The sequence below is a fragment of the Xenorhabdus sp. BG5 genome, assembly GCF_015163665.1.
GTDB lineage: Bacteria > Pseudomonadota > Gammaproteobacteria > Enterobacterales > Enterobacteriaceae > Xenorhabdus.
Genome location: NZ_JADEUG010000001.1, coordinates 163,244 through 184,506, shown reverse-complemented (window position 1 = coordinate 184,506; position 21,263 = coordinate 163,244). Strand labels below are relative to the sequence as shown.

The following is a 21,263-nucleotide window of genomic DNA, read 5'->3' as shown; positions in this document are numbered from 1 at the left end:
CTGTAAAAGAGATAACTTTCCGTGGTTTTGTGACATGAACTCCTAATAATTATCCTTTAACTGATATGTTTTATTTATAACTGTTTGGAATAATGGTAAGACTCCAAACCAAAAATTAGTAAATCAGTGTATAATTAACTAATTATAAATCCAAGTGCTAATAATTTAACTAATTACTTGATAAATAATAAAAAATATTCAGGCGGCAAAAGCTGCCTTATTTTTTTGCAGTCATTGATAGTATTAAATTAGTGATGTGTATCGCCAACCTGAACATTGTTGCTTTGCAAACTGGTACGCTGAGTTAATAATTTGTTAAATATACAAGTCAGGTTTGTTTTATGGTCAGTGGTTACATCGCAATTAGATTTCAGGAGTATTCAACTTGGAAAAAGTTTGGCTAAAACATTATCCGGCAGATGTTCCGGCAGAAATCGATCCCGATCGTTATTCGTCGTTGATTGAAATGTTTGAAAATGCTGTAGCGCGTTATGCCGATCAAGTCGCATTTATCAATATGGGCGAGGTAATGACTTTCCGTAAATTGGAAGAGCGTAGCCGTGCCTTTGCTGCCTATTTACAGAATGGTCTGGGGCTGAAACAAGGGGATCGCGTGGCATTGATGATGCCCAATTTACTGCAATACCCCGTGGCACTATTTGGTATTCTGCGTGCAGGTATGATTGTTGTAAATGTAAACCCGCTCTATACCCCGCGTGAATTGGAACACCAGCTTAATGACAGTGGCACATCTGCCATTGTTATCGTTTCTAACTTTGCACATACCCTAGAAAAGATTGTCTTTAATACGCAAGTCAAGAACGTTATTTTAACACGCATGGGTGACCAACTTTCTCGTCCCAAAGGAACCCTTGTTGATTTTGTCGTTAAATATGTCAAACGGCTCGTGCCTAAATATCACTTACCGGATGCTATTTCGTTCCGTAGTGCGATTCATAAAGGCTACCGTATGCAGTATGTCAAACCGGATGTGAAAAACGAGGATTTGGCTTTTCTGCAATATACAGGGGGAACCACAGGTGTGGCAAAAGGTGCAATGCTGACCCATCGTAATATGCTGGCAAACCTCGAGCAGGCCAAAGCCTGTTATTCTCCGTTATTAAAGCCTGGGCAAGAGTTAGTGGTAACTGCATTGCCGTTGTACCATATCTTTGCTTTAACGATAAATTGCCTGTTTTTTATTGAATTGGGTGGGCAAAACTTATTGATTACTAACCCTCGCGACATAAACAGCACGGTCAAGGAACTATCGCGTTATCGCTTCACGGCGCTATCGGGAGTTAATACGCTATTTAATGCCTGGCTGAATAATGCGGAATTCCAGAAGCTGAATTTTTCCTCATTACGTTTATCTGTTGGTGGCGGCATGGCCGTACAACGAGTAGTGGCTGAAAAATGGCAAAACCTGACAGGTCGTCGTCTACTGGAAGGATATGGATTGACGGAGTGTTCACCTCTAGTTTCAGCTAACCCGCATAACTTGACCTATTACAGTGGTAGCATTGGCTTCCCCATTGCTTCAACAGAAATCAAGTTGGTAGGGAATGATGGCAATGAAGTCTCACCGGGCGAGGTAGGTGAAATGTGGGTGCGTGGACCACAGGTAATGAAAGGTTACTGGAATCACCCTGATGCAACGGACGAGGTATTGAAAGATGGTTGGCTGGCAACTGGGGATATTGCCAGCGTGGATGAAAAAGGCTTTATCAGTATTGTTGATCGGAAAAAAGACATGATCCTGGTTTCTGGATTTAATGTCTATCCAAATGAAGTAGAAGATGTTGTTTCTTCCCATCCTAAAGTGTTAGAGTCAGCAGCATTGGGCGTTCCGAGTGAGAACTCAGGAGAAATTGTCAAAATATTTGTGGTACGCAAAGATCCCAGTTTGACTGTGGATGAACTTAAAACGCATTGCCGTCGTTACCTGACTGGATATAAGGTGCCAAAACTCATCGAGTTTCGCGATGAATTGCCAAAATCGAATGTCGGTAAAATTCTTCGCAGAGAACTTCGCAATGAAGAATTGGCAAAAGTGGATAATGCTGCTACAAATTGAGCATATTTATTGCCATATCCCATTGCACATCAACAACGCCGGTTTTACCGGCGTTGTTGTGCATGTCTTATGAATGGTTAAGAGAATGATGTTTTGAATTATCAGTTGATTACTACCGATGCCCAATTGCAGTCAACCTGTGAGCAGGCAAAAAAACACGCAAGAATTGCACTGGATACTGAATTTGTACGTACACGGACGTATTATCCCCAATTAGGTTTGATACAACTGTTTGATGGTGAAAAACTTTCTCTGATTGATCCCCTTGAAATTTCGCAATGGCAGCCCTTTAGGGAGCTATTGACAGATCCGAACGTATTAAAATTTATCCATGCTGGCAGTGAAGATTTAGAGGTTTTTAGTAATAGTTTCCAGTGCTTGCCAGAACCCATGATTGATACTCAGGTACTGGCTGCATTTATTGGTCATCCTATGTCATGTGGCTTTGCGACATTGGTTGCTGAGTATTTGCATATCGAATTGGATAAGAGTGAATCCCGCACTGATTGGTTGGCTCGACCGTTGAGCGAAAAGCAATGTCAATATGCTGCGGCAGATGTCTACTATTTATTACCATTGGCCGATATTTTGATGGAAAAAACAGGGCAGGTGGGATATTTGGATGCGGCAAAAGATGAAAGTAACTTGATAGCTCAACGCCGTAAAGAAGTATTAATGCCGGAATACGCTTATAAGGATATTGGTAACGCATGGCAATTGCGTCCAAGGCAATTGGCCTGTTTGAAAAAACTGGCTGCATGGCGTTTAAATCAGGCTCGTGAGCGCGATCTGGCAGTCAATTTCGTGATCCGCGAAGAAAATTTATGGCAGGTTGCCCGTTATATGCCAACTTCTTTGGCTGAATTGGACGCTTTGGGATTGAGTGGACAAGAAATTCGTTGTCATGGTCGTCGGTTGTTGGCGATGGTTGCGGAGAGCAGGGATATTCCAGCAGAAGAGTGTCCGGCTCAAATTGTGAATTTGGTTGATTATCCTGGTTATCGTCAGGCGTTTAAAGAAATTAAATCTTTGGTCACTCAGGTGGGGGAATCCCATCATTTCAGTGCTGAACTGCTGGCTTCTCGCCGTCAAATTAATCAATTACTTTGTTGGTATTGGAAATTGAAAGCACCGGAGTATCAACCTGAGTTAATCAGAGGCTGGCGAGGCAAGTTGCTGGCTGAACCTGTTGCTGAAATATTGGCAAATTATTCTCAGGAATAGTGTTAATTCAGTCACCATTATGGTCTTATTTATGAGATGTAGTACTTAAGATGTAAATTTTATTCCCTGCCTATATATCAGGCAGGGAATATTGTCTTTACTTCTTGCGCTATTATTTAAATAACAAATTGTTTTAAAAAATCACCGCCTTAAATTAAATAGCGGCGTTTGATACTGCTATTTTGGCGATTCCTCAGCCTCTGGTAATGTTACATTCAATTCTAGTACAGAAATATCATCATTTTTTTGCTCAAACTGCACAGAAAGCATATCTGGATCGATTTGTACATACTTACAAATTACAGCCAGAATATCCCGTTTCATGTCGGGCAAATAGGCAGGCTCAGAGTCACCACGGCGTCGCTCTGCCACGATGATTTGTAGCCGCTCCTTGGCGATATTGGCTGTCGGTTTTTTTCTCGACAGGAAGAAATCTAACAAAGCCATGCGTTACCCCCCAAACAGGCGTTTTAAAAAGCCCTTTTTTTCTTCTTCGATGAAACGGAAAGGCCGCTCTTCACCGAGTAAACGTGAAACAGTATCTTCGTATGCTTTACCCGCGTCAGAGTCTTTATCCAAAATGACCGGTTCCCCTTGGTTGGATGAACGGAGAACAGATTGATCTTCCGGGATAACACCAAGCAAAGGAATGCACAGAATTTCCAGTACATCTTCCATACTCAACATATCGCCGCGGTTCACACGCCCTGGATTATAGCGTGTCAACAAAAGGTGCTCTTTGATAGGTTCGTCACTTTGCTCTGCGCGGCGTGATTTGGATGCCAGGATACCTAAAATGCGATCAGAGTCACGAACAGAAGAGACTTCCGGGTTTGTCGTAATAATTGCTTCATCGGCAAAGTAGAGCGCCATCAATGCACCGCTTTCAATACCGGCAGGTGAATCACAGATAATGAACTCAAATCCCTGTTGATCCAATTCATTCAGAATTTTTTCAACGCCATCTCGGGTGAGTGCTTCCTTATCGCGGGTCTGGGAAGCGGGCAGTATATAGAGATTATCTGTGCGTTTATCTTTGATAATTGCCTGATTCAAGCTGGCGTCACCTTGAATGACGTTCACGAAGTCAAAAACCACACGGCGTTCACATCCCATAATGAGGTCGAGGTTCCGTAAACCGATATCAAAATCAATAACGACGGTTTTTTTTCCTCTTTGGGCGAGACCGGTAGCAATGGCCGCGCTTGAAGTGGTTTTGCCAACGCCACCTTTACCAGATGTAACAACAATAATGCGTGCCATGAAGCGATTCCTTGTTATAAGGGCTAGACTAAAGTTTCAATAGTTAATTCATTGTTTATCAGACGTAATTTTGCTGCTTTGCCAACAAAATTTTCTGGGATTTTCTCGCTGAGCCAATATTGACCTGCAATAGAGGTGAGTTCAGCGTTTAAATGGGTGCAGAAAATCTGGCTTTCTTGATCACCAGATGCGCCTGCCAATACTCGTCCACGCAGCACACCATATATGTGAATATTTCCATCAGCGATTAATTCTGCACCAGCGCTCACATTATTTGTCACAATAAGATCACTGTTTGGTGCATAAATTCTTTGCCCTGAACGAACAGGTGTATTAATTATACGAGTTTTTTTGAAAATAGGTTCAGCCGGTTTATTTTCTTGAGTAAGAACTTTCTGACTTTTACCTTCTTTCAATAAAGGAAGTTCAGATTTTAGAACAACTTCTCGCTGTGCTTCGTTTTGACAACCACTGATGCCAACGATGCGCAATCCTACTGACTCGATGGCTCGGTGGAGTGTGGAGAGATCTGCATCAACAGGGAGAGCAGATATATTAATAACAACGGGCGCATTTTTCAGGAATTCGGGCGCTTGCTCCATTTTTTCCTGCATAGCTTTATGAATAACTTCCGGCTGGTCATCATATAAATGAACGACCGAAAGCGTAAAATTACTGCCTTTTAGCTCAATTGGCGATTGTGACATCGATATTCTGACTCAGCAAGGTTAAGTATCCCAAGGTAGTTTACACAAACATTTTCCTAAGCCTCTGGGAGACGATATTCTTAGATATAATAAGCATGTTATAGTTAGTGAATTATTCAAGCAAGTCACAGCGTTAATTTAAAAGAGTTTATAACAATGATTTGTGTAATCTACAGAAGCCCAAAACGTGACCAAACATATCTGTATATTGAAAAAAGGGGGAATTTTTCACGCGTTCCTGAAGCGTTGTTAAAAGCATTTGGTGAACCTCAATATTCAATGATGATTTCATTATCTGAAAGAAAAAAACTGGCTAATGCTGATATTGAAAAAGTAAAAACCGCGTTGAGTGAGCAAGGTTTTTACCTGCAAGTACCACCGCCAGTGGAAAGTTTGCTCAATGCGCACCTGGCACCAAATAAGCCGCCTAAGCAATAAAAATCGCGGGTAACTGCCTGATCCTGAATTATTGAGGAGGAGCCGATTTATGAAATTAATCACTGGGCTGACTTTATTGACAGCAACTTTGCTGACAGGGTGCGGTACATTAAATGGCAAGCAATTGTACCCTCCATCCGTGCTGGCTTCACGATCCCAAGCCGAAGTCAGGGCATTGGAGCAAGATTTTCCATTGAGCTCCCGTGAACCATCACAGTTTCCCGCCTATGTGGCCTTGCTAAAACAGCAAGCCAGAGAGCAGGGGATAAGTGAAAAAACATTGGATCGAGCATTTACCAATATCCATTTTATTCCACGTGTCATTAAAGCCGATCGTAACCAACCAGAAAAAAAAGTGACTCTGGATGATTACCTGAACCGTGTCTTGCCAGCCTGGAAGATTGAACAGGGTGCAAGGGAATATGAGGATAATAAGCCCCTGTTAGAAAGAATCAGCCACAAATACGGTGTACCTAAAACTTATATTGTTGCTTTGTGGGGATTAGAAAGTGGTTTTGGCAAATTTCAGGGAAAAGAAGATGTCATTTCGGCTTTATCTACGCTGGCTTTTGAAGGACGCCGAGAAGTGTTTTTTATCAAACAGTTACTGGCAGCGTTAGAAATAATTGAAAATCAATATATTGATAAAGATCAGGCGCTAAAAGGCTCTTGGGCGGGAGCAATGGGACAAAACCAATTTATGCCAACCTCTTACTTAACGTATGGTGCCGATGGCGATGGTGATGATCAAATTGATATTTGGCACAATAAAGCAGATGTTTTTGCCTCGACTGCCAATTACTTACATAAGGAAGGATGGACACAAGGATTACCTTGGGGATATGTCATTTCGTTACCTACAGGCTTTGATATCGCTTTAGAAGGCGTCAAACCCGAACAGGGAAAAACCATTGCCCAGTGGCAGGCATTGGGAATTTCATCTCCACATTTTGCTAAGTTGCCTGCAAATACCAAAGGTTGGATAGTCATCCCTGATGATTCAGTCCAACAGGCATTTTGGGTGACACAAAATTTCCGCACTATCATGCACTGGAATCGTTCTTACTATTTTGCTCTCAGTGTTGGTATGATGGCAGACGGTATTATGCAACGTACTCATTTTCTCACTCGCTGAAAATCAAATCCTGAAAACCAGATAAAGGAACCATGTTATGTACCAGCATCGGGATTGGCAGGGAGTATTGTTGGATTTTCCTGCTAATAAGGTTGTTTGTGTCGGTAGTAATTATGACAAGCATATGAAAGAGATGGGCTCCCAATCCACTGAAGAGCCAGTGATATTCATCAAACCTGAAACAGCGTTGTGTGATCTGCGCCAGCCTGTTTTCATCCCACAGGAATTAGGTGCTGTGCACCATGAAATAGAATTGGCTGTTTTGATTGGTTCAGCACTTAAGAATGCCAATGAGGAGCGAGTCAGCCAGGCGATTGCAGGTTTTGCAGCTGCACTGGATTTGACATTACGTGATTTGCAGCGTGAATTTAAACAATCAGGGCAACCGTGGGAAAAAAGTAAGGCATTTGATCGGTCATGCCCGATATCGGGGTTTATTCCTGTCAATGCTTTTGGTGATCCACAAAATGCCGAACTTTCTTTAACAGTCAATGGCGAATTGCGCCAAAACGGCAATACGAGTGACATGCGAACGCCTATCATCCCGTTGATTAGCTACATGTCGCGTTTTTTTACCTTACGTCCGGGCGATATTATTTTGACGGGAACGCCTGAAGGCGTAGGGCCATTGCAATCTGGTGATGTGTTAGATGTTTCTCTCAATGAGCACGTTTTGACAACCAGAGTGATTTAACTACGAGGAATGACAGAAATTATGTCTCAACCTTTCTGGCAGGTGAAAACCTTAGAACAAATGACAGATCAAGAGTGGGAGGCACTATGTGATGGCTGCGGTCAGTGCTGCCTGCATAAGTTGATGGATGAGGATACGGATGAAATTTATTTCACCAATGTTGCTTGCAATCAACTGAATATTAAAACCTGCCAGTGCAAGAATTATGAAGATCGTTTCAGATACGAGCCTGACTGTATCAAATTGACCCGTGAGAATATGAACACCTTTGAATGGCTGCCAAAGACGTGTGCTTATCGTCTGATTGGCGAGGGGCAAAGACTCCTTCCTTGGCATCCATTGGTCAGTGGTTCAAAATCGGCCATGCATGCGGAGCGTATTTCTGTCAGGCATATCGCTGTGCGTGAAGCGGATGTGGTGGATTGGGAAGAGCATATTCTTAACAAACCCATGTAATTACCTTATTGTTTGATATAAAAGGGATTTTATATCAAATGCATATAATGTAAGTACCGGAATTGGCATTAATATCGGATTTTTCTCCCGTTTTTCTGACTTTAAACAGTAAAGAAAAACTGATAACTTGTTTGGTCAAAAATCAAAAACAAGGAAAGAGAAATGGCAAGTTATTTGATTCGCGTGGAGCTTTATGGCACGGGTATTGAGGGTTATGAAAAATTACATAAAAGGATGACGGCGAATCAATTCAGCCAATCTATCCGTTTTCCTAATGGGAAATGGCATCGTCTGCCCAGTGGAACTTATATTGGTCATTCGACGATGGAATCCGTGCAGTTGGCGGAAAAAATCAAATCTATGGCTACGCCATTTTCAAACAAAGATCCTGCGATATTTGTTTGCACTTACAGTAACTGGAGTGCATCGTTATATCCCGAAAAACCACATACTGAATCCGGTTCAGGTGAATAATTCGTTAAGAAACCACGTGTTGTGGTTTTTTTGAGCTAACTTTCTTATTCTATTCAGTTTTATTACCTAAGCATTGTCTTATTGCTATAACAACCTGGCTAATTTAATACCCTTTGTAATAAATATTAGTATGGAACTTATGCTGCATACCAAATATATATTAAATGCTGTTTATATTTTATGTCAGATAGTTAGGGCCACTACCGTGCAGCTACGGATGTTTGTTTGATAATGAGGGAAAGTAAAATGAAGAACAGATTGGTGAGCTATGTAACGTTTGTAGGGGTTTGGATTACTGTAACATTGGCAATTGGCATTATATTGTCATAAGAAAAATTAACTATAAGCCTCGCTTTTGGCGAGGTTTTATTATTATTTGATGCCTGATTACCCAGTATCAACTGGGTAATCACAATCATAGGAACAGTTGTGAGTAATTATTGAAAATTATTCAACAAGATTTGGACTGGTTTTTCCAGAAACTAATTGCTGAATGTTTTGCAAAGTTGTTTCACTGATACTGGTTAAGGCTTCTTCGGTTAAGAATGCTTGATGTCCGGTGAACAGTACATTATGGCAAGAAGATAAGCGGCGGAAGATATCGTCTTGAATAACGTCATTTGATTTATCTTCAAAGAATAAATCTCTTTCGTTTTCATAAACATCCATACCCAATGCACCAATTTTTTGTTGTTTCAGTGCATTAATAGCAGCCACGGAATCAATGAGGGCGCCTCGGCTGGTATTAATGATCATCACGCCATCTTTCATTTTGTTGAATGCGGTTTCATCCAATAAATGGTGGTTTTCCGGTGTCATGGGGCAATGTAGGGAGATCACATCCGATTCAGCATATAAAGTATCCAGATCTACATATTCCACCCCCATATTCAAGGCTTCAGGATTAGGATAGGGATCATGTGCCAGTAAACGCATACCAAAGCCTTTCAAAATCCGCAAAGTAGCAATACCGATTTTTCCTGTTCCGATAATGCCCGCAGTGCGTTTATACATGTTAAAACCGGTTAACCCTTCCAGGGAAAAATTGGCATCGCGGGTACGTTGGTAGGCGCGGTGGATACGTCGATTAAGACATAACATCAACCCAACAGTATGTTCAGCAACGGATTCAGGGGAATAAGCAGGTACTCTGACAATCTGGATGCCTAATTCTTTCGCTGCATCCAAATCGACATTGTTGAATCCGGCACAGCGTAGTGCCAGGATTTTGATATTCATCTCTGCCAGTTCTTGCAGCACTTCCCGGCCACCATCATCGTTGACGAAAATGCAGACGGCATCTGCACCAACGGCATTTTTGGCCGTTTGTGGACTTAAAGGAAAATCAAAAAACTCGATATGATAATCAAAGCCAAGCTTTTGGTTGAGCATTTCAAAATGCTTACGGTCATACTGCTTTGTACTGTAAACAACCAGTTTCATAACAACATCTCCACTATACAGTAACTATAGAATCATTCGAGCCATTCATTAAATTCACTTTGCTGCAAAACTAACTGCAATCATGACGTCTCCTGAAGGTTCTAAGCGTTATCTTTCGCTATACTCGAATAAATCGCCGGATAAGCTATTCATGGGGATAGCTTATATAATAAATCGGCTCAGAGCCTGATATGAGATTATCATAACAGGAAGTTGTTCTCAGGTTGACAAGAAGAGATAAGGATTTAATGGCAAAAATACTCAACGTGTTTGCAGTGATGATGGTGCTGCTGGCGTTATTGGTGTCGATGGGATGGTATACGCTTCCACACTGGTTACCATTGATTGCCAGTTATTGGTTGCCACAGGGAATCACTTTTTCTTTGAGCCAACCTCGATGGAAGAACAATGGATTGTGGTTAGATGAATTGTCATTGCAAGCAAAAGAGTGTGAATGGATCAAAGTCTCTGGGCTATCTGTGGAATATTTATCTGGGGAAAATAGTGAAAATCGCCACTGGAACATTCATACCGCCAATATTGACAGCCAGAGCCAATGCCAGGTGCAATTACCTGTAGTAAAAGAGCAATCAGCTCCTCTATCTGTGCAAGAGATATTATCTGCAATACCTTCGGTTAATCTTACTGTTGATCGGCTGGCTCTTATGCCTTGGCAGGAGTTTGCTGGCAAACTTCAATTGAGTTCATCACCCCAAGGGCAAATGTTCTCTTATCAAGGGGAAAAATTAAAACTCAATGCACATATTACCGATAAACAAGATCTCATTGTGCAGCGATTTTTTGTGAAGTTACCTGAACAGGTGATTTCCCTGAATGGAAATATTGCATTGCCCTTAAATATTGCAACGCTACCAAAACAAGGCCAAATCATAGCGCACATATCTCTGAGCCAATATCCCGAACCGTTGCAACTGGCATTGAATTGGCAGAAACAGCGCGGGTTGTTCACCGTTATTAAAGAAAAAAATCAGCAGCTATTGGCAGAATTACCTTGGTCATTCGACGAATCGCAGTTCCAGATTGTCAATGGGAAATGGCAATGGTTGGAGAGTCATCAAGCGTTGTCTGGACGAGTAAATATTAAACTTGAACAATGGAAAAAAGGCCTATCAGGTATGTTTGTCAGTGGGCGGATAAATCTGGTCACCCAAAATGAGCAGGGTAAAGGCAATGTTGTTCTTTCCGTGGAACCAACTCCAATCAATATAACCAATGCTCATATTCCGTTTCAGTTTACCGGGCAAATGAATAGCGGCAGGATGGTCATGACGATGTCATTGCCTGCCGTTATTACAGGGCCATTGGTTGATCCTAAAATTACTTTTCGTCCAGGTGCTCTGTTTCGGGCATGGGGGAAGGTCAGTGAAACATTGACTGTCAAGGAAGCCAGATTACCTTTAGCAGGCATTTATTTGACTCGTGATGGCTTTACCGGCCGTCTTCAAGCTATTGTGACGGCACAAGACAGCTATTGGGGGAGATTTAAGCTACATCTGGATGGTGCTGCAAAGGATTTTATACCCGATCAGGGAAATTGGAATTGGCGTTATTGGGGAAATGGGCATTTACCACCGTTACAAGCCAAATGGGATATCGCGGGCAGGGGAAGTTGGAATCAATCAAAGATAACAGTAGATACATTAAATACCGGCTTTGACTTTATCCAATATGGTCTTGTGAAGATGCAAGCACCACGCTTAAAACTGACAAATGCGTTAATTTGGGAGCGTGCAGCAGATCGTCCCAATTTAACGGGAGATTTACAATTGTCTGCCCAGAAAACAGAATTTCGTTCTGGTGGTTTTTTGCCTGCCTTTGATTTTAAAGCCATGCTTGCAGGAGAATCCCCAGATAACTTTCTGTTGAATGGTAAGCTATATTCTAACGGTATTGGCCCCATTCCCTTTTATAGTCGTTGGGATGGAAAGCGATTAAGGGGAGAAGCCCGCTGGCCGAAGCAATCATTATTAGCCTTTCAATCTTTAATTCCGCCAGATTTGGGGATTACCGTGCTTGGTGGAACTCTCTATGCTCAGGCTGATTTTTCCGCAGCAAAGGGGCAAGGATTGCTGGCTGGTGGTCATTGGGTGGTCAAAAATGCGGGTATGTGGCTGAAAAATGGGGAAATTAATGACCTGGATTTTGTTTTGCCGTGGCGTTTACAGGAGGACACGTGGCAATTAGGGCTGAGATCGCCCGTCCAGTTGCGGATCAAGGCGATTAAGGGTCTGTTTGATATGCAAAATGTAACAGCCGATCTGCTGGGTTACTATCCGGCAACGGACGAACGGCCATTGACGTTGACCAATGTGAATGTGGATATGCTGGATGGAAAATTGGCGATGGACCAATTACAGATCCCACAAAAAGAAGCCGCGGTATTGCGGTTTAACAAACTGAATTTGAGCAAATTATTTGGCGTATTGAAAGTCAAACAAATGGCGATGTCAGGAAAAATTTATGGTGAATTACCCGTATTATTAAACGATAAACGTTGGATCATTCAACGAGGATGGGTATCCAATGAAGATTATCTGACATTAAGGTTGGATAAGGACACAGTTGATTCTATAGGAAAAAATGACTTATCGGCAGGTATGGCAATGGATTGGCTGCGTTATTTAGAAATCGACCGTTCAAAAGCTTATGTTACGCTCGATAATTTGGGGATCTTAACATTGCATTCAGAGATTAGTGGAGTAAATCCCGTGGTAGATAGGAAACGTGAAGTCAGGCTTAACTATCATCATGAGGAGAATATTTTTCAATTATGGCGTAGCCTGCGTTTTGGCAGTAATCTGGAAGAATGGTTGCAGAAAAATATATCTGTGATGGGTGGGAGTGATAAATGATAACAAATATTGGATTCAAGTTGCCAACAGTAAGAATGGGTGTAATGTGGATCAGCGTAGCCTTATTCAGTATGGCATTGATGGGCTGTCTCAGGCTGGAAGTGGCGACACCGGATAAGCCCATCAACATCAATATGAATGTCAAAATTGAGCATGAAATTCATATTAAAGTTGACAGGCAAATTGAAGATATGCTTAAAAACAACGCTAACTTATTCTAAGGGCTGACACATGAAAAAAATAGGAATGATATTTCTGTTAAGCCTGTTATTCAGTTCTTTTGCCATGAGCATGACGCTAAATGAGGCAAAAAAACAGGGGCTGGTAGGAGAGACATTTAGCGGTTATCTGGCACCGGTAAAAAATAACCAAGATGCCCAATCAGTAGTGAAAAGAGTTAATGATGAACGGCAAAAGAAATATGCTGAAATCGCGGCTCAAAACAACATGACGACAGAGCAAGTTGCCAGGATGGCAGGAGAGAAGTTGGTAAACCGTGCAGCTTCAGGCGAATATGTCCTTGGCATTAATGGTAATTGGGTGCAGAAATAGGGGGGAATGATCGTTTCAGGCAAAGCGGGCGGTCGATTTCAAATCGGAACAGATGTCAATAACAGTGACACCATTGAGCTGTATAGGTTTATCTATTCTTCGGTATCATGACTTCATTAATATTATAAATAAGTTAGAACAGAAACCATCTTCCAAAATACTATATAGTGAAAATAAATTCAGGTTATATCTTTTAGTTATCATCTGATAACTAATTTTCATTATACGTTTAATTTGAGATTTGGCTTAATATAGTAGAACTCATAGATGGTTTTATATATTAACACTGTGAGTGTGTATTATGTCATAAGCAAAAAAGCAATTTAAAATCGGAATTCTATCAATTATCAGTAACGTCTGGCGCTGGTAATTTACTACTAGAATTCTTTATTAATGTTATTGTAACAATCGTTGGTATAACAATAACCCCACCGGAAATTAATCTTGTAGTATCTGGCCATGAAAATAGTATGCCTGTTAGATATTATCATATGGAAATTTAATATTATATTGATAATAAAAATGTGAGGTAATACAGTCATTTTTTCTAGCTAGATAGATACTATCGGTGACAATAATTATTGTAATATTTTATGGAGTGAAGAGTAATGATATCTAATAAAATCACGACTTCTGTAGAATCAGGTTCAGATTTAGTCATAGGAGAAGAATTTATTCTCGATATCTTTTTAACATCTGATACACCTATTTTGAGTGATGCAAGTGTTGAATTGATACCTTATGGCGGCATAGGGTTACGTAGACATATACCTCCAATCTTACTGTCTGATAATAATAAAAAGGGAACGATTTCTGTTGAATTACGTGTTGACAATAATATTGTTGAAAATAATGAAATTATATTAGATATTCAGCCAAATTCAGCAGCAATAGGGTTTGAAAAAACCAGTGTATTCTATTATGCCAAAACGGTTGACTTTTCGTCAGTGCAATTGGCTGTTGGTGCTGATTATTTAAAGATGCCGACTGAAGTTAATGACCCACCTAGTGGACGATATTTTGTGAAGGTGGGTACAGTAAAAACCGCAATCACAAATAAGGATAATACAGCCAAATTATCCGGCACACCTGTGAATATACTTGATACGCCTGACAGGAATTTTGATAAAGTGGATTTTTATCAGGATGATAAAAAAACGAAAATCCCTATCAGGAAGATTGGCAGTAAAAGAGGTTTCACCATTAACACAGATCCTCTCGGTAAATTAAATTTTTATATTTATGCCAAACAGGAAAGTCCTGTTGTTCTGACTCTTTATTCACAGATATTTGGTGCTACAGGCGAAATTTCAGCCGATAAAACGTTATACATTCTGGATAGTGATCAAACGGATATCAATTCAATGGATTTGATATCGGCTCCGGTTATTGTTGAAGTCAATAATGGCGTCTTACATAATGATGGTAGTTCTTCGACCTTCTCTGTTAGTATACTACCATATGATAATGCGTCGGGGAGTGATACGATATTTTTCTTTATTAATGGAAAAATGATTGATAATCCTCACCGTTTGTTAGATCCCGTCCACCTTGGAACACCTTTTATAACGTTACCGTATAGTGTTTTCGTTGAAAATAACGAAAAAGTTAATTTTTACTATAGCGTTATTAAAGAGAATGCGGATAAATTAGTTTCAGACCATCTTGAGTTTACATACACAAAATATATTCCTCTGGTGGATGGTGTTTACTCAGAAAGTTAGATAAATATTTCGCATCGATGATAATTTCAACGGGAAATTGCTCCAAATCTCGATACGGTACAATCAATGACAGATGAATAGGGGAAATTTAAAATAAACCTGTAAGGTCAGAAGGGAGGGGATGACCATAGATTTGAGCGCGCCATTGGGCGCGCCAACTGATCTTAATTTCGTGATATGTTATCGAACAATGTTAAGCAACGATTTTTTCAGATTGCTTCTGTCCCATTTTCGCTATGATATCATCTATCGCGTCACGGGCATCTTGATGTGTCTGGTTAGCGGATTCGGCTCCCTTAGCTAAGCCTTCAGCAAATATAAATTCCACATCTGTAATGCCGATAAATCCAAAGAAAGTGCGTAAGTAGGGTGTCACCAAATCTGTTGGACTGTTTTTGTGAATGCCGCCCCGGCTGGTCAAAATAACTGCGCGCTTGCCTTGTAGTAACCCTTGCGGGCCTTTTTCAGTGTACTGGAAAGTCACACCAGCACGGGCAATCAGATCAAAATAGGCTTTTAGTTGAACAGGGATTGTGAAATTATACATTGGTGCGGTGATGACAATAACATCATGTGTTTTTAACTCTGCAATTAACTGATCTGACAGGGCCAATACTGTTTTTTGGCGTTCTGTCAATTCTGCATCGCTTGGACGCAAGGCACTGACTAACTCTCCGTCTAGTACTGGAACTGGGTTTTCAGCCAGATCACGTGTGGTAATGTTGCTCTCTGAATGATCAGCTAACCATTTTTCAACAAAGTAGTTAGCCAGTTTATTGCTTTGGGAATATTGCGCCAGGATGCTGGATTTCAGAACCAGTACGTTACTCATTCTCTACTTCCTCAGTTATCTACAACCCAAGTTACCTAAGATACTAATAACTTCATTGATAATATTGCTTGTAAATCATATTTTATATAGGGAATTGTTCAGTCAATAGCTTAATATTTTGAGATATTCATTCAAATTTATTGAATCAAGCGATGAATTGGTGAGGGGAGTACGTGAGATCACTCAAGATATGTTACACTTCTAATATCGTTATGCCATAAAAAAACAATCCTCTGGGCCTGCAAAGACAGCGCTACTCAGTTAAAAAACGTCACAAGGATTTATCACGTGAAATCACCTTTGACAGCACCATTCGCTGAATTATTCGTTGAACTTGATCACACACCGCTGCGCGATCAGTTCCGTTTAAAAAAACGTCTGCATGGAGCAGCAAAAATTAAGAATCAAGTCTCCTTGCAGGCTGTAGCACAATCCATTGCCGCGGATATAGCGACGGCAAAACAGAAAATTATGAATCGCCAGGCTGCGTGTCCTTCGATTCAATATCCTGAAAACCTGCCGGTTAGCCAGAAGAAAGACGATATCTATAAGGCTATTCGGGATAATCAGGTTGTTATCATTGCCGGGGAAACCGGTTCAGGTAAAACAACTCAGATCCCAAAAATCTGCCTTGAATTGGGAAGGGGAGTTAAGGGGTTGATCGGCCATACCCAACCCCGTCGTTTGGCAGCACGTTCGGTTGCTAACCGTATTGCGGATGAATTGGAAACGCCGCTTGGCTCGACGGTCGGTTATAAAGTCCGTTTTAATGATCAGGTCAGTGAAAATACGCTGGTCAAATTGATGACTGACGGTATTCTATTGGCAGAATTGCAGCAAGATCGTTTGTTATTGCAATATGATACGTTAATTATCGATGAAGCCCATGAACGCAGCTTGAATATCGATTTTATCCTCGGTTATTTGCGCCAATTACTGCCGAAACGCCCAGATCTAAAAGTCATCATTACCTCTGCAACTATCGATCCTGAACGCTTTTCCCGTCATTTTAACAATGCACCGATTATTGAAGTATCTGGACGTACTTATCCGGTAGAGGTGCGTTATCGTTCTGTCGCGGGTGATGAGCATGACAGTGATCGTGACCAGCTTGAAGCTATTATTGATGCGGTGGATGAATTAGGGCGTGAAAGCTCAGGCGATATACTGGTATTTATGAGCGGTGAACGAGAAATTCGTGATACGGCGGATGCCCTCAATAAGCAAAATTTCCCACATACCGAAATCTTGCCACTTTTTGCACGGTTATCTAACAGCGAGCAGAACAGAATCTTTCAACCCCATGTTGGCCGCCGTATTATTTTGGCAACCAACGTGGCGGAGACCTCCTTGACTGTACCTGGTATCAAATACGTGATTGATACCGGTTTTGCGCGTATTAGCCGATACAGTTATCGCACCAAAGTGCAGCGCTTGCCGATAGAACCGATATCGCAGGCTTCTGCCAATCAGCGGAAAGGGCGTTGTGGCCGTGTTTCGGACGGGGTTTGTATTCGCCTTTATTCGGAAGAGGATTTTTTATCACGTCCAGAATTCACCGATCCGGAAATCTTGCGCACTAATCTGGCCTCCGTTATTTTGCAAATGACTTCCATTGGGTTGGGGGATGTCAGCGCCTTCCCATTTGTTGAAGCACCGGATAAACGCAATATCCAGGATGGTGTTCGTCTGCTGGAAGAGTTGGGGGCTATTGATCCGGAGTCATTGTCAGAAGGGAGTTATCGACTGACTTCAATGGGGCGACAATTGGCTCAGTTGCCTATCGATCCCCGCTTGGCACGGATGGTACTGGAAGCGAAGGTACATGGTTGCGTTCGCGAGGTGATGGTGATTGCTTCTGCATTGTCAATTCAAGATCCACGGGAACGACCGTTAGAAAAACAGCAGGCTTCTGATGAAAAACACCGACGTTTTGCAGATAAGGATTCAGATTTCATCGCTTTTCTGAAGCTATGGGATTTTCTGGTGGAACAGCAGAACGCACTTTCCAGTTCCCAATTCCGCAAACTTTGTCGGCAGGATTATCTGAATTATCTTCGTGTGAGGGAATGGCAGGATATTTATACTCAGCTACGGCAGGTTGTGAAAGAAATCGGGTTGCCAATTAACAGTCAGGAAGCAGATTATCGCAGTATCCATGTTGCCTTGCTGGCAGGGTTGTTATCCCATATTGGGCAGAAAGATACGGATAAACAGGAATATACCGGTGCGCGCAATGCCCGTTTTTCTGTTTTTCCTGGCTCTGGACTATTTAAAAAACCACCAAAATGGGCGATGGTGGCTGAATTGGTGGAAACCAGCCGCTTGTGGGGACGCATTGTCGCCCGCATAGAGCCAGAATGGGTAGAGCCATTGGCGGCCCATTTAATCAAAAAACACTATAGTGAACCGCACTGGCAGAAGTCCCAGGGGGCGGTAATGGCAATGGAAAAAGTCACCTTATATGGTTTGCCAATTGTGACGGGTCGTTTGGTCAATTACAGCAGAATCGATCCCATGTTGTGCCGCGAATTATTTATCCGCCATGCACTGGTAGAAGGTGATTGGCAAACTCGTCATTCATTTTTCCGCGTTAATTTGAAATTACGTGAAGAAGTAGAAGAACTGGAACATAAATCTCGCCGACGGGATATTCTGGTGGATGATGAAACCTTGTTCAGTTTCTATGATCAGCGCATTGGCAAAGACGTTGTTTCGTCGCGCCATTTTGATCGCTGGTGGAAAGTCGCCAGCAAAGATCAGCCTGAATTTCTCAACTTTGAAAAGAGTATGTTAATCAAGGGAGATGCAAACAAAGTCAGTGCGTTGGATTATCCAAATTACTGGCACCAAGATAACTTGAAATTCCGTTTGAGTTATCAATTTGAACCGGGAACCGATGCTGATGGCGTAACAGTACATATTCCTTTGCCGGTATTGAACCAAGTCAAAGATGAAGGATTTGATTGGCAAATTCCGGGCATTCGCTATGAATTGGTTGTTGCCTTGATTAAATCATTGCCAAAACCAATACGTCGTAATTTTGTTCCGGCACCTAACTATGCGCAGGCATTTCTGGAGCGTGTGACACAACCCCAAGCCTCTTTACTGGATAGCCTTGAGAAAGAGTTGCGCCGCATGACAGGGGTGACAGTGTCACGCGATGACTGGCAGTTAGAACAAGTGCCTGATCATTTAAAGATCACATTCCGCATTATTGGAGAGAAGAAAACAGGGGAAAAAAATAAACCGTTAGCGGAAGGCAAAGATCTGTCAGCATTGAAACTGAAATTGAAAGAAAAAGTTCAGGAAACGCTTTCCGCAGTTGCAGATGATGGTATAGAACAAAATGGGTTACATATCTGGAGCTTTGGAACATTGCCTGAATGTTATGAGCAGAAGCGCGGGGGCTATTCTGTTAAAGCATTTCCGGCATTGGTGGACGAAAAGGACAGCATCGGTATTAAATTGTTCGAAACCGAATCAGAACAACAGAATGCTATGTGGGAAGGAACGCGCCGCCTGTTATTGCTGAATATTCCATCGCCGATTAAATACTTGCATGAAAAATTACCAAACAAATCTAAACTGGGGCTGTATTTCAATCCATATGGAAAAGTATTGGATTTGATCGATGATTGTATTTCCTGTGGTGTTGATAGATTGATCGCAGAAAATGGTGGGCCAGCTTGGGATGAACAGGCATTTTCCAGTTTGCATGATAAAGTTCGTGCTAATTTGAATGACGCCGTGGTTGATATTGCCAAACAAGTTGAGCAAATCCTGACTGCGGTCTTTAATATCAACAAGCGCCTGAAAGGGCGGGTGGATATATCCCTCGCACTGGCGTTATCCGATATTAAAGAACAGATTTCTGGTTTGGTGTTTAATGGATTTGTGACTTCCCACGGTTGGAAACGACTGACAGATGTCTTGCGCTATTTGAATGGTATCGAACGTCGATTGGTGGTAGATCCTAACAAGGATAGGGCACATCTGAGCAGGGTTGAGCATATCCAGCGTCAATGGCAACAATGGTTGGCAAAATTGTCTGTTCAGCAGAAGCAGTTAACGGAAGTAAAAGAAATTCGTTGGATGATTGAAGAACTTCGGATCAGTCTGTTTGCCCAACAATTGGGTACTGCGTATCCAATATCGGATAAGCGTATTTTACAGGCGATGGAAAATATCGCGTCGTGATAAATAGGGGCAGTTGTGGCTTACAGCTGCCCAAAAACGCTTTAAAGAATTCTAGAATTATCTTAGTTACAACATACTAATTTAAAAAACCAAATTCTCCACTTAATAACACTATTACCAAGCAGGGAATAACCTTCATTTACTGATATGTAAAAGTGATTGTTGCTGTTGAATCTGCTTTGCCCGGCTTAATTTCTGCTTCCGTTTGGATATAACGGGCGATTAATGGGATGGTTATATTTCCACCAGACTGAGTGGAGCCAAATACAACGGGAGTACGCATCGTTACGAGGCGGTTTTGATATAATATCTGTAAACCAACCCCTTTTGCCGTGACGTTGTCACTATAGTCCAATGCCCAGATATCTTGGGTATTCCAGTTTGCAGGCTTTCCATCCAGCGTCAGTCCAACATTGACATTAGCATCACAATTTATATTGAGATCAAAACGTTTCATTCCCGCTGTACTGTAAATCCCCCGAAAATCACTTTTTTTAATATCTCCCATGTTGACTGAAATCATTTTTTGATTGAGAGAACAGCCTTTGGTCATGATGTAGGTATTCGATAAATTGAAAGTATGAACGGGAATGTTGTGACCTAATGTAGCACGAGTTAGTTTCGCCGACTTAACGGCTCCTGAACCGGTTGTTGGTGCAATTTTGATTAACTGTACCGTCAAATAACCCCATGATTTACCGCAATATTGTTTTTTCCATCTAAATTGCAGCGGTGAAGGGCAAGTGAATGGATAGGTCGCTGTTCTGGGTAGCCAATCAATACCATAACCTGGTTCCCAGGTATTAATGCGGATACCCACTCCCGGAACACCGGATTCATAAATGGCATCCTGATTATAGCTTGCAGGTGTAAGATCGGGTTGTTCCCATATTGTAGGTAAGGAAGTATTACAGAGGGCAATATTGCCTTTTTCATCCACTTGATCCAGACGTATCTCTTTGATAGTTGTCCCGATAGGATGCTCCCTGGGAATTGTAATTATTCCAAAAGAAACTGGAGTCATACCAGGCACAAAACCCGCAGAATATTGGCAATAATGGTTCGCTAAGCTAGAAAAACTACTCATCGTGCCGATGAGAAATGTACTTGCCAATAATAACTTTAATTTGTTAGCCATAGAATAATTTCCACTATTTTTGTTATATATCAA

18 protein-coding genes are annotated in these 21,263 nt (G+C 41.6%); 12 read left to right on the top strand and 6 right to left on the bottom strand.

Annotated elements, in window-relative coordinates; genetic code table 11:
* Positions 1 to 385 precede the first annotated feature (385 nt).
* Together fadD and rnd are read left to right on the top strand one after the other, a co-directional pair.
* On the top strand, positions 386 to 2,077 hold the full coding sequence (fadD, locus tag IQ209_RS00800; protein WP_193848110.1) for a long-chain-fatty-acid--CoA ligase FadD: 1,692 nt from the start codon (positions 386 to 388) through the stop codon (positions 2,075 to 2,077).
* A 93-nt stretch (positions 2,078 to 2,170) separates the two neighbouring features.
* Positions 2,171 to 3,301, top strand: a complete 1,131-nt coding sequence (gene rnd / locus IQ209_RS00795; protein ID WP_193848108.1) for a ribonuclease D — start codon at positions 2,171 to 2,173, stop codon at positions 3,299 to 3,301.
* Between the two features lie 177 nt (positions 3,302 to 3,478).
* On the opposite strand, the gene minE is transcribed toward rnd, so the two are convergent.
* The 3 genes from minE to minC are packed head-to-tail and all read right to left on the bottom strand — an operon-like array spanning position 3,479 to position 5,271.
* On the bottom strand, positions 3,479 to 3,748 hold the full coding sequence (gene minE, locus IQ209_RS00790) for a cell division topological specificity factor MinE (RefSeq protein WP_193848106.1): 270 nt from the start codon (positions 3,746 to 3,748) through the stop codon (positions 3,479 to 3,481).
* Positions 3,749 to 3,751: 3 nt separating this feature from the next.
* Positions 3,752 to 4,564: a septum site-determining protein MinD gene (minD, locus tag IQ209_RS00785; protein ID WP_193848104.1), complete on the bottom strand. Its 813-nt coding sequence runs from the start codon at positions 4,562 to 4,564 to the stop codon at positions 3,752 to 3,754.
* A 23-nt stretch (positions 4,565 to 4,587) separates the two neighbouring features.
* On the bottom strand, positions 4,588 to 5,271 hold the full coding sequence (gene minC, locus IQ209_RS00780; protein ID WP_193848102.1) for a septum site-determining protein MinC: 684 nt from the start codon (positions 5,269 to 5,271) through the stop codon (positions 4,588 to 4,590).
* Positions 5,272 to 5,427: 156 nt separating this feature from the next.
* Here minC and IQ209_RS00775 point away from each other — a divergent pair, with 156 nt between their 5' ends.
* The 5 genes from IQ209_RS00775 to IQ209_RS00755 all read left to right on the top strand — a co-directional run bounded on the left by IQ209_RS00775 (position 5,428) and on the right by IQ209_RS00755 (position 8,468).
* The gene (locus tag IQ209_RS00775) at positions 5,428 to 5,709 is read left to right on the top strand and encodes a YcgL domain-containing protein (protein WP_193848100.1); all 282 of its coding nucleotides are present in this window, start codon (positions 5,428 to 5,430) and stop codon (positions 5,707 to 5,709) included.
* A gap of 49 nt (positions 5,710 to 5,758) precedes the next feature.
* Complete coding sequence (locus tag IQ209_RS00770; protein ID WP_193848098.1) at positions 5,759 to 6,844, top strand: lytic transglycosylase domain-containing protein; 1,086 nt, start codon at positions 5,759 to 5,761, stop codon at positions 6,842 to 6,844.
* A 37-nt stretch (positions 6,845 to 6,881) separates the two neighbouring features.
* Entirely contained in the window at positions 6,882 to 7,538 is a 657-nt protein-coding gene (locus IQ209_RS00765; RefSeq protein ID WP_193848096.1) for a fumarylacetoacetate hydrolase family protein, read from the top strand.
* Between the two features lie 18 nt (positions 7,539 to 7,556).
* Positions 7,557 to 7,994: a YcgN family cysteine cluster protein gene (locus tag IQ209_RS00760; RefSeq protein ID WP_339378859.1), complete on the top strand. Its 438-nt coding sequence runs from the start codon at positions 7,557 to 7,559 to the stop codon at positions 7,992 to 7,994.
* A gap of 162 nt (positions 7,995 to 8,156) precedes the next feature.
* Positions 8,157 to 8,468 carry a type V toxin-antitoxin system endoribonuclease antitoxin GhoS gene (locus IQ209_RS00755; protein WP_193848092.1) on the top strand — a complete coding sequence of 104 codons (312 nt, stop codon included), beginning with the start codon at positions 8,157 to 8,159 and terminating at the stop codon, positions 8,466 to 8,468.
* A gap of 447 nt (positions 8,469 to 8,915) precedes the next feature.
* Here IQ209_RS00755 and IQ209_RS00750 read toward each other — a convergent pair whose 3' ends face one another.
* Complete coding sequence (locus IQ209_RS00750; protein WP_193848090.1) at positions 8,916 to 9,911, bottom strand: 2-hydroxyacid dehydrogenase; 996 nt, start codon at positions 9,909 to 9,911, stop codon at positions 8,916 to 8,918.
* Between the two features lie 248 nt (positions 9,912 to 10,159).
* On the opposite strand from IQ209_RS00750, the gene IQ209_RS00745 reads away from it, so the two are divergent.
* The 4 genes from IQ209_RS00745 (at position 10,160) to IQ209_RS00730 (ending at position 15,060) form a co-directional block, all read left to right on the top strand.
* Positions 10,160 to 12,784, top strand: coding sequence for a YdbH family protein (locus IQ209_RS00745; protein WP_193848088.1), 2,625 nt, complete (start codon positions 10,160 to 10,162; stop codon positions 12,782 to 12,784).
* Between the two features lie 35 nt (positions 12,785 to 12,819).
* Positions 12,820 to 13,005 (top strand): YnbE family lipoprotein, encoded by a 186-nt coding sequence (locus IQ209_RS00740; RefSeq protein WP_228005654.1) that lies wholly within the window; start codon positions 12,820 to 12,822, stop codon positions 13,003 to 13,005.
* A 10-nt stretch (positions 13,006 to 13,015) separates the two neighbouring features.
* The gene (locus IQ209_RS00735; RefSeq protein WP_193848084.1) at positions 13,016 to 13,336 is read left to right on the top strand and encodes a YdbL family protein; all 321 of its coding nucleotides are present in this window, start codon (positions 13,016 to 13,018) and stop codon (positions 13,334 to 13,336) included.
* A gap of 608 nt (positions 13,337 to 13,944) precedes the next feature.
* A complete protein-coding gene (locus tag IQ209_RS00730; protein ID WP_193848082.1) occupies positions 13,945 to 15,060 on the top strand; it encodes a hypothetical protein in 1,116 nt (371 codons plus the stop codon).
* 193 nt (positions 15,061 to 15,253) lie between these two features.
* Here IQ209_RS00730 and IQ209_RS00725 read toward each other — a convergent pair whose 3' ends face one another.
* Positions 15,254 to 15,892 carry an FMN-dependent NADH-azoreductase gene (locus tag IQ209_RS00725; RefSeq protein WP_193848080.1) on the bottom strand — a complete coding sequence of 213 codons (639 nt, stop codon included), beginning with the start codon at positions 15,890 to 15,892 and terminating at the stop codon, positions 15,254 to 15,256.
* Between the two features lie 288 nt (positions 15,893 to 16,180).
* Between IQ209_RS00725 and hrpA the strand changes: the two genes are divergently transcribed.
* Positions 16,181 to 20,092: an ATP-dependent RNA helicase HrpA gene (gene hrpA, locus IQ209_RS00720; protein ID WP_193848078.1), complete on the top strand. Its 3,912-nt coding sequence runs from the start codon at positions 16,181 to 16,183 to the stop codon at positions 20,090 to 20,092.
* Positions 20,093 to 20,231: 139 nt separating this feature from the next.
* On the opposite strand, the gene IQ209_RS00715 is transcribed toward hrpA, so the two are convergent.
* Entirely contained in the window at positions 20,232 to 21,230 is a 999-nt protein-coding gene (locus IQ209_RS00715; protein WP_193848076.1) for a fimbrial protein, read from the bottom strand.
* Between the last annotated feature and the right edge of the window lie 33 nt (positions 21,231 to 21,263).